The following is a 16,277-nucleotide window of genomic DNA, read 5'->3' on the forward strand; positions in this document are numbered from 1 at the left end:
AATTGGTTTGTACGCAGTGATTTATGATGAATGCTCTTTCACATTTTGCCATTCGCGAATTTCGGCTTTTGCCAATCTCGTCCCCAACAAAAAAGCTGCCGCTATTAATCCAAAACATAGCCAAAGCGCTGCGGGAATGCTCCCAAAGCGATCTATAATGATTCCCCCCAGTCCCGGGCCAAGAATCTGGCCGACACCGAAAAATATCGTTACATATCCTAGCGCGATCGGTGCATAGGATTCATCTATTTGCTCCGTTGAAAGAGCTTGGGAAAGGGACAACATGCCGATAAATGTGAGTCCCCAAAAAAACTGGCTTATGAAAAAACAACTTAAAACAGGTAAAAAGATCGGTATCAAAATGGAAATGCCGGCAATAAAAAGGTTGATAAGAAGTGCTCTTTTCCGTCCGATTTTATCCGAAATGGCTCCCCATAACGGACCGCTGACAATACTCATCAATCCGCCCAATGCCATAATTTGTCCAGCCGAATGACGATTCATCCCCGACTCCATTATATAACTGAATAAAAAACTTTGCGGGATAAGGTAGGCAAATCCTAAAAGTCCATACATGAAGCCGACCAATAGCACTCCTTTATGGAAATAAACGTCCTGGACAATAGAAACACCCCCTGTATCCCGCTGGTTTTCCGAATTCGGTGCATCCTCTAATGTTTTTGCGCCGATAATCCCCATGGCGATGGACAATATGCCAAATAATAACCAAAGATAGCGCCAGCCATCATCCGCAAACCAAGAAGTAAAATGCGGTACGAGCATACTGGAAATAAGCGTACCCAGTCCCATCCCGCTGATGGCGAACCCGATCATCACACCCCTGTTTTGTGGAAACCAGCCTACAAGAAGATTTATCATCGGCGTATATACAAAAGCCGTGCCAACGCCCAAAACAACCATTCCGATTAAAGATGTGAGGAAATCATTGACTACATATAAATACATAAGACCGGCAGCGACAAAAAACGTACCGATAATAATGAGGCGTTTAGATCCCCATTTTGCAGTCATGATTCCAACGAATAGCACCATGCCCAAATACCCCAGTGCCGTGGAGGTCCCCAACATACCTGCCTGTTTATACGTCAATGACAAGCTGTCTTTCATAAATGGCATCAAGATGCCATATGACATTCGCGCAAAACCGGATGTACAGATTGTAATAAACATACTGACGAGCCCAAACAATAACATCCTGCTCTTCAGCATCCCCACCGCCTTATTTTGAAAAAATAAATTTTAACGATATTTCTAAATAGATTTACAATTATGCTTCATTATACCATGGTTAAAATCAAATAAGTGAATGGATTTTTTTCGGATGAGAAGGCAATTGACCGTCATTTTTTAGTTTACATAAAATAATTATGGTAACCTGGTGATCTTTGAGTTGGCTTTTGTTGACACATTGGTTGTGCACAAGCTACGATGGGGCTGTCTAAAAAGACCAATTTAGATTAGAGCAAATGCATTAAAATGTAAAACCCAAGAATGTTGATTTTACGGCAATCTTGGGTTTGTTTTTTTTAGTTTTCAAGCTGCAATGTTACTTTTTGGACGGCCCCCATCGTGTTGATCTATAGCCCTGTTCCGTTCACCTAAAAGGCCACTGGCACTTGTTCCAAGCGATGATGGGGAGTCTTTCTTACTTTCCGCCAAAACTCCTTTTGGGCAAAATCTCTCCATTAAAAAAGCGCTTCTTGATGAAGCGGCTTTTCCCCAACTTTCCGGTCATGTCATTCACATCTGTGTCTTCCTTGTCATTTTACATCATGAAGCAAGATTCTCTAAAGCGACTCAAATATACGGACTGCTATGCTTGCAAAGGAAAATGGCAACCGCTATCAATCTATTAAGCTCGTGTAAAAGGCAGCTGTTCTGACAACGGCAGTTAAATTCTTGCTTTCTGCCATTTTCCTAGCAGGGATGTATCCGCATGGAGCATTCCAACATCTGATGGCGCTACATTATCCCTGGCTTGCCGCAGATGGCTTGTCAATGCTTTTTCGAATATAGTTCCCATCGCATTGGGGAGCCGATATGACGCAGATACTGGAAGGACGCTCTGTGCACGTTGCTTTCATTATCGTCATCGTTAAAATCTATGTTCAGGACTCTTGTCTACTAATCCCGTGTTTTTTTACTAGGATGTTAGCATAGAGCAGGGTGAAAAACACAAACACCATGATGGAGGAAAGGAAGATCCATCCTGCCGAAAACGTTCCAGATTGATCAACGATAAAACCAAAAAGCGGCGGCCCTATGACCGTTCCCCATGAACCAATCATAATGCTGAAACCACTGGCTGCACCTGCTTGCTCCCTCGGTACAAGCTCTGTTGCGGCATTCATCCAAATTCCGTTAAAGCCTGATGTACAGAAGCCAAACATTATCGTAACGGGAACCATTACCCAAAAAGGAGTGTCAGCGGGAAGGAAAGCCACAAGCAGAGAAACGCAACCTGTTAACAAGGCAATGATCATCAAAATAATAATTCTTCTCCCATAAAATAATCGGTCGCTAATGATCCCCCACCCAATTCTCCCGAATGAACCACTCACATCTGAAATGACAAGCAGAAGTCCGGAAAGAAACAGGCTGATACCAAGCTTTTGATAGGCGAACAGGACGATGTATGTATTTAACATGAGTTGGCTTCCATTCAAGCCAGTAGCCCCCAGGCTGACAAGCAATAGCGGTTTATGTTTAAACATGTTTAAAAGGGAGGGTAAAAAATGGCCGCGGTTCATCGAACCGTTTCTTTCCGCAACGCTCGGCGGTTCATGATAAAAACGAAACGACAATACGCCAACGAAGATTAATAAAACCGCTGCGCCAATGATGGCAGTCCGCCAGCCCCACGTGCCCGCAACGGGCAAAAGAACGAGTGCCGCCAGCGCAGAGCCGGCCGTTACCCCCATTTGCTTAATGCCCATTGCCGTGCCGCGTTTTTTGGAATCAAACCAATAAATAATTCCCTTATTTGACGTGGGATGGATTGTGCCGTATCCCACGCCTCCCAAAGCAATTAATAGAAGGATCAAAACAAAAGAAGACGTAAAGGTTGTAAGCAAAAATCCGCATCCCAGACAAAGACTCAACATTAACAGCAGTTTGCGGGAATCAATGCGATCCGCCACAATTCCGGCCGGTATAGCGGCGGCCATTTGTCCGAAAAAAAGAGCAGCGGGCAACATCCCGATTTGCGCTTTCGTAAGTGATAAATCTTCGCCGATCAACACACCCAGCGGTGATACACTTCTTCCAACGAAAGCAACGAGTACCTGTGCAGCAAAAAGCCAGCCGAGCATCCGCCAAGGTTCCAATGTGTAATTTGACTGTTGTGAAAAACTCGAAATGTTCATTATTAGGTTTCATCTCTTTTACTTATAAGTTATGATCATGAAGATTTCACGTGAAGTGATGTCATATTTTCCACCTTCTTTTGCATTGCAGCCGTTGGCGGAACGATATACGAGCCAATCACCGCAATGAAAAAGTTAATAGCCAGACCAATCACACCGCCATGAACGCCCATAAACGTTTTGTGTCCTGTAAATGTCATCAAGCCCGCAACGAGAGCACCGATCAGCATCCCCCAAAAAACTGGCATGGCCAACATTCGTTTCCAATAAATGCCAAGGATAAACGCCGGAGCAACTTGAACTAATAATTCAAATTTTAACACAAAAATCTCATACAGTGTAGCTGGCGGATACCATGCAATCCAAAGCAAGACCACAATTACAATAATTCCAACAATTTTTCCGACCAGTACTTTTTTCCGTTCAGATGCCTGGTTGTTAATGAATTTTCCATATATGTCATTTGAAATAAGCGCAGAAAAGCTTAATAATACCGAGTCTGCGGTTGAAACAATCGCAGCAACAATCCCTCCAAAAAAGAGAACCATCAACCAATAATATAACCCATTAATAGCGGCAACTTCATTGGCAATCATTCCGATTAACTGCTCGGATCCATCCCTGTCAAGCCCTGGAAAGAGGGCAATTCCTATAATTCCGACAATAAAGACCAAGCCGGTCGTAATCGGAGGCATCCAAGCCATTCGCGCAAAAGAACGCTTTAGAGTACGTTCACTTTCCGCGGAATAAATTCGCTGAACCGCATGGGGATAAATCGCCGCTCCAAATCCAATCAACAGAAACATACTAAACCAATTTATCAATGTCATCATGTCGGGAACACCAACTTTGGCCGGTTCCGATTCTGCGATCATTTTAGTCGTGCTGACAAAATCACCGCCAACTAAATATAATGACCCTGCAAGTAAAGTGATAATACCTGCCATTAAGACGATACCTTGCATCACATCCGTGAACGCGACCGCTTTCATTCCTCCTAGCCACTCGTAAGTTAACATGACGAAAACGAAAGCAACGACGGCAATTTGATACGGTATGGTTCCCCCTGTCAGACCCGACACCGCTTGTCCAATGGCCACTAGTTGCTCAAGCAAATAATTGCCCAGTCCCCAAAGCATGAGAAAAATGCTCAACAATGTAACCGCTTTCGATCGAAAGCGATAATCGATCCAATCCGTAGGAGTAACAAAGTTCTCTCTTTTTGAAATCACATACAGCCTTGGTGCGAAAAGCAAGTACACCCCGATAATAATCGTCATGAACGGCACCGATTGTAGCCATGAAAACCCTGTCCGGTACGCAGTTGGGGCATAACCAACCACCGTATTCCCACTGTATTGTGTGGCATAAAGGGTGAAGAAAAGGGCTATAATCCCAAGATTTTTTCCAGCCAAATAGTAACCGCTTAAACTATTATGTAAATCCTTTTCTCCACGTCCTGACCAATATCCGATCAGCAACATAATAAGTGCGTAAACAACAAGAATAATAATGCCATCCGTACCGGAAAACGTAAGACTCATTCCTTCACCTCCTTTTCCTTTTCTTCGATGTCTTCGACAATATGCCATTCATTCAAACATAGCCAGCTTAAATAAAAAGATAGAATGATCGCAAAGACTGCGGAAATAAATGCCCAAAAAGGAAAACCAAGAATAAACGGTTCAATGGAGCCAGTCGGCAAATACCACGGCACACCCCCAAGCAAGATCAGCACCAGCACAATCCAAATCCACTTTTTTTTGATGGGTTCTTTAATTTGGACTTTTCTCATATCTATCCCCTTTCTTTTCTATTACAACCCTATATGACAGACTTAAAAATTAAAGCGATTTTCCCCCTCCCTCCTTAGCCAATGACAGACCATTAAATAATTGTTTTTTTCATTAATTCGTGAAGTTTTTCCTCACTATAATCAAGTAAACCCTTGTATATTTCTTGATTATGCTTGCCCCTCACTTCAGAGCCGGGATGTTTCACCTTCCCCGGAGTTCTTCCAAGCTTTGGGACGATCCCCGGCATAGGAAACTTTCCCAGCACCGGGTGGTCCACATCAATGATCATTTCTCTCGCCTTATATTGCGGATCTTGCACTATGTCTTTTGCCGAATAAATCAATCCGGAAGGCACACCCTTTTCAGCCAATATTTCAAGAGCTTCACTTGCCGACATTGTTTTTGTCCACTGTTCAATCCTAAAATCGAGTTCTTTCATATTTTGTCCGCGCGCAGCATGTGTCGCAAATTTTGAGTCCGCGGTCAGTTCCGGAGTTCCCATTGCTTCGGCAAGCCTGCGAAATACCCCATCCGCATTCGCGCCCATGACAATATACGTTCCGTCTTTCGTCGCATAAATATTGGAGGGCGCAATGCCGGGTAAAATATTTCCCGTGCGTTCACGAACATGGCCAGCCAGCAAATAGTCCGGAATTACACTTTCCATTACAGAAAAAACAGCTTCATACAAAGCCGTGTCCACAACTTGTCCTTTCCCGGAACGCTGTCGTTCTTGCAGGGCGATCAGACTTCCGATTGTGGCATATAATGCCGCCAGTGTGTCACCTATAGAAATCCCCACTCTTGTAGGCGGCCGATCAGGAAAGCCTGTTACATAGCGAAGCCCGCCCATCGCCTCACCCACGCTTCCAAACCCTGCCCGCCCCTTATAAGGACCCGTTTGTCCGAATCCGGATGTGCGAGCCATAATAATTCCTGGATTGATTTCGGATAAAACCTCATATGATAAATTCCATCTTTCCATCGTTCCAGGCCGGAAATTTTCAATGATAATATCCGACTTTTCCACTAGCTCTTTAAAAATTTCTTGTCCCTCTTCAACCCTTAAATTGAGTGTAATTGATTTTTTATTTCGTGATTGAATCGGCCACCATAATCCGTGTCCATCTTTTTGTTTTCCCCATATTCTCATCGGATCTTCTTTGTCTGGAGCTTCGATTTTGACTACTTCTGCACCAAAATCTCCGAGTAACCGGCCTGTAAACGGACCGGCAAGCAGTGTCCCCAATTCTAGTACCCGTATCCCTTCCAAAGGCAACCTATCTTCACTCTTCATTTCATAAACCTCCATTTTTATCATGTTTGATGCTCGTTAAACACAGCGGTATCGACACATTTCTGATTGTCATGAACATCCGGGGTCTTTCGGGGCGTAACAGGATTGCTGCACTACTTATTCTCTATTTCACTTATCATAGCAGTTTGTATACAAACCAGCAATGCTATTTTTTGTAATATGTAAATTTTCAGATAAACAGCTTATATAATCATCACAACTGTTTTATTTCGTTAAAAATGAGAAGTGTTTACCATTAAAATTTGATGTCTGTTTTCTCATTGTATACAATAAGGTTTATCTACAGCAATGGCGAGGTGTCGGAATGGAACCTTACAACCTAATAAAAGATGCCATTATAACGGGCAGGTTTGAACCGGGTAAAAGATTAACCGAGGAGGCATTGGCCGAAGAATATCATGTCAGCCGGACTCCTATTCGTGAAGCCATTAAAAAATTGGAAAATGATGGTTTAGTCACCCCTCTCAAACGTGGTGTCATTGTTCGAACATTTACCAAAGATGATATTCGCCAAATCTATGATTTACGGGCTCTTTTGGAAAGCTATGTTGCGAGCGAAGCCGCATTCTACCGTTCAGATGAAGATTTATGGAAAATGAAAGAATCCAATTCTTTATACAAAAAAGCAATTGACCAATATACAGAGGCGGATATTTCCAGCATTAAGAAAATTGTTCAAGCTAATAAACAATTTCATCAAGCCATCCTATCAGCGGCGAAAAATGAACACTTGGGTTTTCACTTGGCAAAAGTCGTTGTCGTCCCACTCGTTTTCCGCTCTTTCTACTCGTATCATGACCGTCAACTATACCGTTCGTATGAAGTCCATAACACCATTATGGAAGCCATTCGAAACCAGGAATTTGAAAGGGCAAAATCCGCCATGCAGGAGCATGTTTACGGGGCGCGCGATCATGTGTTGACCTTTTTGGAAAATAATTCAATGGAAAAGTGAAAGGAACGTTTATATGATTCGAATTTGTGAAGTTGGACCTCATGATGGCATTCAAAAAACCAAGCAAGAAGTTCAGTTCATTTCTACACTCAATGCTGGAATCAAAAATTCGAAGCGGTTTCATTTGTCAATCCTAAAGTCGTTCCACAAATGACCGATGCCAGAAGTGATGAAGCTTGTTCCAAGGGGAAACGGAGTTACACATATGCCGGCCTCGTTTTAAGCCGGTCAGGTCTTGAACACGCATTACATACAAGCGTTTTTACCTTGTGGTAGTTGGAAGCCACACCGAGAACAATGTGGCCGTTTTACATATGTTGCCGAACAGGCAGCTTTTTCCGAAATGAGGGAATAAAAAGCCCCGGCTGGTGCCACGCCTGACGGTATGGGCTGCCTGAAATGAATTCATCGCCCGTTTGCAACAGTCGATCAAGCAATTTGACCGATTGTATAATATAGGGACCTTTATTTAACATCACTGCATCCGCCCGCTTTCCGTAAGAAGCGTCTGTTATTTCCGAACGGGCCGGGATGCCCTTCTTCGTCAATCGTTCCAAGATTCCTGTAGCCCATATCACCGGAATATGCGCGGCAGTACACATCGCCAAAATTTCATCCTGTATATGAGATAAATGCTCGGGCCCGGTTTCAATCACCAAGTCGCCCCTGGCGATCATTACAGCGAAACGCTGGAAGTTTAACCCTTCGATGATAATCCGGGCAAGGTGCTGAAAAGCTGATTCTTGAAAGTCTTTTTCCGTAATGGCCGGCACATTCAAATCCACTAGTGAATCCGGCAAATTAATCCCTTTCCCCTCTTTCACTTTCGCATAGCCAATCGTTGGAAATTGAATTTTTACATCAATAAAATCTTTTTGTACTTGATGGACAACACCATTGATTTTGCCATCATCAATAAAAATTCGGTCATCGGGCATCACATTTCGGAACGCTTTTGGCAAAGTAACGGGAACGCCGGCGGGTTCATGTTCGGTTGCCGCGTGTCCAGGACGTGCCTCATTCAGATACAATCGCAATATGTCTCCTCTTTTTACTTTTATTTCAACAGGACTGGGATGGATGGAATGAATCGAAAACTTGCCTGCTTTATGTTGAAAAACAACATGTTCATCAATCAGTGATGTTTGATCCACCGTAACTTTCATGCGGCTGTGACTGACACATTCATCAATTTTGAGTGTTCGCGGCCGATTTTTAACATCACGAAAAAAAATGTCATCTCCCTTTTGCGCTTCTTTGAACATATCCTTATTTCTTACAGCCAACACGAAAGTATTTTGGCCATCTATTCCTTTCATCACCTTCGATTCCGGGGCGGATAGATCAAGAAAACCAGAAACTTCCTTCCATTTTCCAGATAGGTCTGTAGGAACCTGTATTTTTAATGGCTTTTTTTCTTTATGAAAAGCTCCCAGTCTCACTTTGGGCCCTGCTAAGTCCATATATATTTTGCATGGAATGTGAAGCCTTTGTTCAGATTCCCGAACCATTTGTATGAGCGACTCCCAAATGTCCGGATGATCATGGGCACAATTAATCCGGGCAATTTCCATTCCATTGATTAATAAATGGTCCATTATGGATGGTTGATCAAGCATTCGCGAATCAAGGGTCACCATAATTCTTGTATGGCGGCCACCGACAATATTCCCAAGGGCGAGATCGGTTCTGATCCGGGAAATCAGTCTGGCCTCAAACGGTGACAAAGCCGAAAGATGAGATGGAGGTAAAAAATGCACGCCCAGATTTTCCATTATTTTTTGTAACGTATACATGATATGAGGCAGTGACTCCCGAACAGATGAAAGTCCACGCTCCTTTAAAAGCATTTCCAAATCATTGATCGGATGCTTTTGAAGAGCATGGTATGCCAATAAGTTGTTCCTGCTTTTTTCACCTTGGCGTACCGGATACTGGGCAATAGCACGTTCCACTTCGGTCACCACTTGTTCATACAGAGATTGGATGCGGCTTGCCAGATCGGTCATTGTTCATATCACCTCCAGACGATTTCCCTGTCTAACGACATCCTATTTACATCATATGCTTTTCGAATGTTGTCCTTTATCCTTCTGCAAATGACAAACAAAAAAAGAGGCTTTTTTTGGCCTCTATGAATGTATTCACTGTCCGTTATCCCCTTCTGCGCCTTCTTCGTTCATTTTCACTTTTTTACATCCAACATAAATGCAGGAAAACAGATCCAATCCTTCTTGTGCTTTCATCATGCCTTTTAGATACGGTGTAAGCAAATCTTTAAAGTCTGCTTCCACACCTTCTTCCTCCAGAATGCCGTATACGTACATTTTTTTTTCAGCAAATAAAAAAGCAACATTTCCGACGGCGCGTTCTTTTGAATCCACAACATTTAACACTTGAAAATGGGGTGTCATAATCTCCGGTGAAAAATAAATTTCCATCTGGCATACATACTCCTTTACGTAAACTTTAATTGTTCAAACAGCGTATCCCGTTTGTTGGAAGTCTCTTTTTTCCCCACTCTGATGAAAAACAGGCAAAGTATGGCCGCAAATAGCGTTAAACCAGCCGTTGTTAAAAACATTCCCGTCCGTGACCAATCCATTAAGGCACTGTACACGGGAGGTCCGACCGCCACGCCCAAAAATCTGACTGAGCCATACAATGACGTGACAAACCCTCTCCGATTGGCTGACACCGATCCGGTAATAAAGCTGTTGATGCAGGGAAGGACAAGTCCGGTTCCGATACTGCTAAACACGAGAATAGAGAAAAAGGGAATCAAGCTTTTAAAAAAAATCAGTGTGGAAAAAGAAGCGGTCATTAAAATAAGGCCGATGACAATAAGAGTCTTCATCAACTTCATCTTTTTGCCAATTTTGCTTCCCGTAAAATAAGAGGTTGTTGTCATAAACAATAAGGGAATCGCCAAAATCCCGCCTTTTAACAAGCCGTTAATGTCATAATCCTTTTCAAGAATATCTGAAATATAAAACAAAATGCCAAATAGTGTAAACAGGCAGGCTGCCCCTGCAAAGTAAGCAACAAACAACCAGCGCCCTTCCGTTTTGAAAACAGACAATAATCCCTTCACATATGTTCCTGCTGAAGGGGGTTTTTCTTCCTTCTTCTTTTCTTTGACAAAGAAAATGGTTAATAGTATGGAAATGAGACAGAAAATCGGGAAAGCAAAAAAGGCTGCATACCAAATAATGAGTGCCAACAAAGAGCCAAGAATCGGGCTAATCACTTTGCCAAACCCGTTGGATGCTTCCACCAGCCCCAAGACCTTGCTTTGTTCCCCGCCCTTAAACAGATCTCCCGTCAATGCCATCGCAATGGGCGCCGTTCCTGCTGCTCCGACCCCTTGCATTATCCGGCCCGCCAGCACCCATATGTACGCATTGGAAAACCAGGCTGATGCGGCACCGGCTAAAAGTCCCCCGCTTCCATATAAGATCAGGGCCGGGATGATAACGGCTTTTCGGCTGAATCGATCAGATAAATAGCCCAATACTGGAATCGCGATGGCTGCCGCCATGGAAAAGACAGTAATGACAAGGCTGACTTTAAATTGTGAAATATCCAGTTCTGCTTTCATCTTGGGCAGAATAGGTATTAACATGGAATTCCCCAGGACTAAAATAAGCGGGATTGAACTGATGGCAAGGATGGTCAACCCCTTGTTTCTTTTCTCAGGCATTTTCATTGTCCCTCGCTTTGGCGAAAAAAATTGTCCCGGTTATTATTTGATTTCCGCTTTCTTTTTATGCAGACGGCCAATGTCCTATCACCACATAATGATATACACGTTCAACCATATTTTGAATATCCTATCCTAGAATTACGGAGGAGGCGCTACCAATGGAGTTTCTATCTTTACCTGTAAGAACTTCAGGAAAAAGAACCTATGGCATTACATCCATAGCTGATTTTGGAATACCCACTGGACAACTGGAAAACATATTGGCGGATTTCGGACAATTCATTGATATCGCCAAGTTGGCAATCGGCTCGGCCTATATTACTCCCAACATCAAGAAAAAAATAAATCTTTATCAACAATATGAAATCGATGTGTACTGTGGAGGGACATTGTTCGAAAAATGTTTTGTACAACATAAAATCCCCGAATATGCTTCTTATTTAAAAGAATTGGGTATTCACTGGATTGAAATATCTAACGGAACGATCGATATTCCGCTTCAAGACAGGCTGCGCCTCATCCAAGAATTGGAAGAAGAATTCCACATTATTGCCGAAGTCGGTTCAAAAGACGCGAATAAAGAAATGTCGGTATGTGACTGGAAAATGGAAATGGCGCAATTATTAGAGGCAGGCTGCGACTATGTGATTACAGAAGGAAGGGATTCGGGGACATCGGGAATTTACGAAAAAAGCGGGGATATTAAATCTTATTTGATTCAAGAGTTGCTAAAAGAAATTGACAGCAAAAAGATTATTTTTGAAGCTCCCTTGCCCAAGCATCAAATGTATTTTATAAATGAAATTGGTCCGAATGTCAACTTGGGGAATGTGAAACCTGCGGATGTCTTGGTTCTGGAGGCGCAGCGCTGCGGGCTGCGTTGTGAAACATTTTATGTGGAGGAGCGTGCATGCAAGTTAACATTTTAAGGCATCTTCCCACTGAATGGAATACACTGGGGAAGCTGCAAGGCAGACGAGATATACCCATCGCACCGGTAACACGGGAAGTACAAAGACAAATTGCCAAAAACCAAAGAAGCCTTTCTCGGCTCGGACCGTTTAGTAAAGTGCTGGCCAGCACATTGCAACGAACAGTTCAAACAGCCGAGCAATACGGTTATCGACCCACCATTGACCCGTTGCTGGATGAATTGGATTTCGGTCCATTTGAAGGTATGCAAAAATCTATATTATTTGAAACCTTTGGCGATAGATGGACCAGCAATCCGAAAGAGATTCAATTGGGGGAATCATTGAATGATCTAAAACAACGAATTGAATTATGTTTGGAAAAATATAAAAACCAAAAAAACGTGTTGATTTTTGGCCACGGTTCATGGGCGCGAGCTTTGATTTCGTACTATAATACCGGAGATATAAATGAAATGAACAAAATATCTTTTGATAATAATGAGTTTATGACGCTCAATTTCAATCATCGGACATTGGGGATCTTTTAAGATCTCCTTCTTTTTTACACGCGAGTGTCCATGTTCCAGCCAAGCTTTTTATTTTTTTCTCCAATAGGGGGTTAAAGCCAACATTTTGTGAAAGTTCAGCCCGTATATAAAATCAATGATGTTTGTGGATATCAATTGACAGACAATCGCAAAAATGACAATCTTATAATCTATCACGAGCGATGTAAGCAAAAAAATGCCCAAATTAATACACATCATCACTTTTCCAGGGCTCCAGTTTTTATGAAAGGCAATCATGAGTGCCGGTATGACCATTCCTCCGCTCGATGCCCCCGCCCTGATCAGCAGCCCCACTCCCAATCCAAAAAACAAGCTGCCAGCCAATAGATCGATTACAATATGCCCGTGGGGAAAAGTGACTTGGGCTGTTAAAACACTGATGGTCGCTGAGGTCGTGGCAACAGAAAGGATCGTTCGAAACGTCCATGTATAACCAAAATAATTTAAGGCAAACAACAAAAATACGGCATTGGCGAGCCATAGAGAAAATCCGAGTGTTAAATCAAACCAGTGATTCAATAACAACGCTATGCCGGCTGCCCCTCCGGAAGGAATAGAATGTGGAAAAAGAAAGATGGACATGGACATCCCTTGCAAAAAAGCGCCGCCAAATAAACAAGCATATGTTAGGAATAGACGTCTCATAAGAAGTGGTCATTACCTTTTAAACGGACATTTATATCTTCCACATCGTTTCCCCTCCGAAAAAATTTCCTTCCTTGTCCATTTTATGAGCAAGTAAGAAGATTATGAAACATCGAGGAAATCTTACGGCTTTTCTTATTCATATACATCATCGGCGTTTTTGTAGCGCATCTTCTCAGATTGGACAGACTTGCGGTTTTTTCTTTTAGTGTTTGTTGTCGCGTCGTCATGGTGAAATGGTTGTTTGCTTGTTTGCTTTTCACTACCCGCCTTACGTTTCATAAAAAAACCTCCTCCTTTTCGGAATGGGATTATTATTTCCGGTTTTTTTAATTTTACCCATAATCAAAAACCATCACATCAGCAATTTATCGTTTAAGTAGTCCCGAACAGACGACAATACAATGAGTTGTCAAGTATGTTATCTACATGGCGGGAGCCATGTTAATCGTCTTTTGTTCAGAAGCTTTTCCACTATATTTTTGTTAAAAGCATAATAGGCGATTTGAATGATTAAAAAATGAGTATCTCATCCTTGTGAAATACTCATCCAAATTATTTTTCAATAAAATGCAATTTCGTTAAGTTCAATAGTAGCAACAATTCTGGCCGCCAAATCCTTTGAGCTTGGAAAAAAGCGCTTTAAGATTTGTATCTTTCATTTGTCGATGAACATGATTAACCTCATCATCGAGCCTATGGATCACATAGCAATAAACTCTTGCATGCCTGGCAACAGCTTGGATATCTCGGCGTTTGGATTGAGGGCTTATTTTTGCAACGGTGAAAATTCATGTACCCACACTTTCATCTTGGGAGACCACGGCATGCCTGGATGCAGCTTCAATATATTTTCTTTATACTTTTCCAGACTTTCATAGCCTTCTTGTTGCGCATGCTCGTCCTTCATCTCTCCCAGTGATTGGGAATATACATTATGAACGACAAATTGATATCCATTCAAATCCATCACTTCGCCAATGTCTGCATATCGTCCATTTCTTCGTGTTGCGGTTTTGATTCCTTTAATGACATTTTCAACATCTCTTTTTACAGTAACAAGTCTTTCAATCGTACATGTTTTTGGGGGAAGCTCTCGATTTTTATCTGTAGTCGTCATGTCAATCACCTTATTTCTTTTATTATTTAAGATATATTTTAACATAGCCGAAATATAAAGAGTCATTAAACAAAGGGCTATGCTACTCTTAGGCTTGCTACTTCATGTTCCACCTTTTTGATATGTGCGGGTGTTCTCCAGTAGGTTGACCTTATAAGCCGTTTGCCTATTGGCTTTTGGCGGATTTCTTCTATCCGAGCTTTTACTTTTCCAGTTGCGAAAGCAGTTCTTTTAGTTCGCGGTAGATTGCGGCTATTTCAACGATTTTCATGCGGACTAGGCCACTCGAAGAAGGCGCGACAAAATCAATTGTTCCAGGGACAACCGAACGCTGTTGCTTCCCCCAGGGAATGTTCTTTTGCCTGCTGAATTGCTCATAGACTCCCTTCCCAACAAAACAAGCGATCTTCGGCTTATATCGGCTTATTTTTTGGATTAATGCTTTTCTACCCGCCTCATATTCTGCTTTTGTAAGTTCCGCGGCATTTTTCGTCGGTTTTGCCACAATATTTGTCAAGCCATATCCTAAATCAAGAAGTTTGTAATCTTCTTCAGACGAGTATTTCCTTTCCGTAAGCCCCGACAGTTGTAATATAGTCCAAAAGCGATTTGTCGGATTCGCATAATGGTGTCCTGTCTCACCGGAGCGAATACTGGGGTTAAAGCCAATAAACAACACTCGCAAATTTTCTTTTATATGGTCTGGTATCGATTCCAATTACATGCCTCCCTTGAATGGAAAAAGCCTCCGAAGCACATATTTCAGCTTTTTAGAGGCTTTATTTTTTCGTTATTGAACTGTCACTCGCCAACCAAATGGATCTTCGACCTTACCTGTTTGTATGCCGGTTAACGCATCATATATTTTTTTGGCCAACTCTCCCGTTTTTCCATCGTTAATGATAAGCTTTTCGCTTTTCCAAAATAACTCGCCAATAGGTGAAATAACGGCTGCAGTACCGGTTCCAAACGCTTCTTCGAGCTGTCCGTTTTTATACGCATCATAAATGTCGTCAATCGAAATTTTTCGTTCCGATACAGGGACATTCCAATGTTTCAGCAATTCGATGACCGATTTTCGCGTAATACCTTCCAAAATGCTGCCGCTTAGTTCCGGGGTTACCACTTCCCCGTTTATTTTGAAAAATACATTCATGCTGCCGACTTCTTCGATATATTTATTTTCTTTACCGTCCAGCCACAAAACTTGCGAATAGCCGGATTTTCCGGATTGCTTTTGGGCGAGCATGGCTCCGGCATAATTCCCGGCTGTTTTGGCATTTCCCGTTCCGCCCCTGACCGCCCGGACATACTCTTGCTCAACCGCTATCTTTACAGGATTTATCCCCTCTTTGTAAAAAGCACCAACAGGCGAAAGGATGATCATGAATGTATACGATTTTGACGGAGTCACGTCCAAATTGGGCTCCGTAGAAATGATGAACGGACGAATATAAAGGGCCATCCCTTCGACATTCGGAATCCATTCCCGGTCAATGTCAACAAGCTTCTGTAAAGCTTCCAAGGCAATTTCCTCATCGACCTGCGGGATACAGAGTCGTTCACATGACCGATTTAACCTTTTGATATTTTCTTCTGGTCTAAAAAGAAAGACTTCTTCATTTTCTGACAAATATGCTTTTAGTCCCTCAAAAACGGTTTGTCCGTAGTGAAAGATGGTTGCTGCTGGATCGAGCGTGATCGGTTGGTAAGGAACAATTCTTGGATGATGCCAACCTTGATCTTCCGTATAATCCATGACAAACATATGGTCCGTGAACGTTTTTCCAAATTGAAGGCTCGAAAAGGCGGGTTTTTCCTTTCGATTATCGCTAATTTCAACGGTAATTTGATTACTTTTCAAGATA

At 42.4% G+C, this 16,277-nt stretch carries 16 protein-coding genes; 3 read left to right on the forward strand and 13 right to left on the reverse strand.

Annotated elements, in window-relative coordinates:
• Positions 1-21 precede the first annotated feature (21 nt).
• The 5 genes from NST31_RS00540 to NST31_RS00560 all read right to left on the reverse strand — a co-directional run bounded on the left by NST31_RS00540 (position 22) and on the right by NST31_RS00560 (position 6,479).
• A complete protein-coding gene (locus NST31_RS00540) occupies positions 22-1,230 on the reverse strand; it encodes a YbfB/YjiJ family MFS transporter (RefSeq protein ID WP_339163299.1) in 1,209 nt (402 codons plus the stop codon).
• Between the two features lie 899 nt (positions 1,231-2,129).
• Positions 2,130-3,386, reverse strand: a complete 1,257-nt coding sequence (locus NST31_RS00545; protein ID WP_339163301.1) for an MFS transporter — start codon at positions 3,384-3,386, stop codon at positions 2,130-2,132.
• A 35-nt stretch (positions 3,387-3,421) separates the two neighbouring features.
• On the reverse strand, positions 3,422-4,930 hold the full coding sequence (locus NST31_RS00550) for a sodium:solute symporter family protein (protein ID WP_339163303.1): 1,509 nt from the start codon (positions 4,928-4,930) through the stop codon (positions 3,422-3,424).
• A complete protein-coding gene (locus NST31_RS00555; RefSeq protein ID WP_339163305.1) occupies positions 4,927-5,181 on the reverse strand; it encodes a hypothetical protein in 255 nt (84 codons plus the stop codon). Before NST31_RS00555 ends, NST31_RS00550 begins: the two co-directional genes overlap by 4 nt.
• Before the next feature lie 92 nt (positions 5,182-5,273).
• On the reverse strand, positions 5,274-6,479 hold the full coding sequence (locus NST31_RS00560; RefSeq protein WP_339163307.1) for a CoA transferase: 1,206 nt from the start codon (positions 6,477-6,479) through the stop codon (positions 5,274-5,276).
• 325 nt (positions 6,480-6,804) lie between these two features.
• Here NST31_RS00560 and NST31_RS00565 point away from each other — a divergent pair, with 325 nt between their 5' ends.
• Entirely contained in the window at positions 6,805-7,455 is a 651-nt protein-coding gene (locus NST31_RS00565) for a GntR family transcriptional regulator (protein WP_077113476.1), read from the forward strand.
• Positions 7,456-7,763: 308 nt separating this feature from the next.
• Here NST31_RS00565 and NST31_RS00570 read toward each other — a convergent pair whose 3' ends face one another.
• The 3 genes from NST31_RS00570 to NST31_RS00580 form a co-directional block, all read right to left on the reverse strand.
• Positions 7,764-9,464 (reverse strand): pyruvate kinase, encoded by a 1,701-nt coding sequence (locus NST31_RS00570; RefSeq protein ID WP_339163309.1) that lies wholly within the window; start codon positions 9,462-9,464, stop codon positions 7,764-7,766.
• A gap of 135 nt (positions 9,465-9,599) precedes the next feature.
• Complete coding sequence (locus tag NST31_RS00575; protein ID WP_339163312.1) at positions 9,600-9,896, reverse strand: hypothetical protein; 297 nt, start codon at positions 9,894-9,896, stop codon at positions 9,600-9,602.
• Between the two features lie 17 nt (positions 9,897-9,913).
• Positions 9,914-11,158: an MFS transporter gene (locus NST31_RS00580; protein ID WP_339163314.1), complete on the reverse strand. Its 1,245-nt coding sequence runs from the start codon at positions 11,156-11,158 to the stop codon at positions 9,914-9,916.
• A 161-nt stretch (positions 11,159-11,319) separates the two neighbouring features.
• Here NST31_RS00580 and NST31_RS00585 point away from each other — a divergent pair, with 161 nt between their 5' ends.
• Together NST31_RS00585 and NST31_RS00590 are read left to right on the forward strand one after the other, a co-directional pair.
• Positions 11,320-12,090 (forward strand): phosphosulfolactate synthase, encoded by a 771-nt coding sequence (locus NST31_RS00585; protein WP_339163317.1) that lies wholly within the window; start codon positions 11,320-11,322, stop codon positions 12,088-12,090.
• Positions 12,072-12,623, forward strand: coding sequence for a histidine phosphatase family protein (locus tag NST31_RS00590; protein WP_339163319.1), 552 nt, complete (start codon positions 12,072-12,074; stop codon positions 12,621-12,623). Before NST31_RS00585 ends, NST31_RS00590 begins: the two co-directional genes overlap by 19 nt.
• 48 nt (positions 12,624-12,671) lie before the next feature.
• Here the strand turns inward: NST31_RS00590 and NST31_RS00595 are convergent, their stop codons facing one another.
• The 5 genes from NST31_RS00595 to NST31_RS00615 form a co-directional block, all read right to left on the reverse strand.
• The gene (locus NST31_RS00595; protein ID WP_077113481.1) at positions 12,672-13,289 is read right to left on the reverse strand and encodes a YitT family protein; all 618 of its coding nucleotides are present in this window, start codon (positions 13,287-13,289) and stop codon (positions 12,672-12,674) included.
• Positions 13,290-13,424: 135 nt separating this feature from the next.
• The gene (locus NST31_RS00600; protein WP_339163324.1) at positions 13,425-13,571 is read right to left on the reverse strand and encodes a hypothetical protein; all 147 of its coding nucleotides are present in this window, start codon (positions 13,569-13,571) and stop codon (positions 13,425-13,427) included.
• A gap of 487 nt (positions 13,572-14,058) precedes the next feature.
• Entirely contained in the window at positions 14,059-14,409 is a 351-nt protein-coding gene (locus NST31_RS00605) for an ASCH domain-containing protein (RefSeq protein ID WP_077113529.1), read from the reverse strand.
• Positions 14,410-14,611: 202 nt separating this feature from the next.
• Complete coding sequence (gene mug, locus NST31_RS00610) at positions 14,612-15,127, reverse strand: G/U mismatch-specific DNA glycosylase (RefSeq protein ID WP_077113482.1); 516 nt, start codon at positions 15,125-15,127, stop codon at positions 14,612-14,614.
• Positions 15,128-15,199: 72 nt separating this feature from the next.
• A complete protein-coding gene (locus tag NST31_RS00615) occupies positions 15,200-16,273 on the reverse strand; it encodes a branched-chain amino acid aminotransferase (protein WP_077113483.1) in 1,074 nt (357 codons plus the stop codon).
• Positions 16,274-16,277: the final 4 nt, after the last annotated feature.

Origin of the sequence: Siminovitchia sp. FSL W7-1587 (assembly GCF_037963795.1) — a bacterium.
Classification (GTDB): Bacteria; Bacillota; Bacilli; order Bacillales; family Bacillaceae_C; genus Siminovitchia; species Siminovitchia thermophila.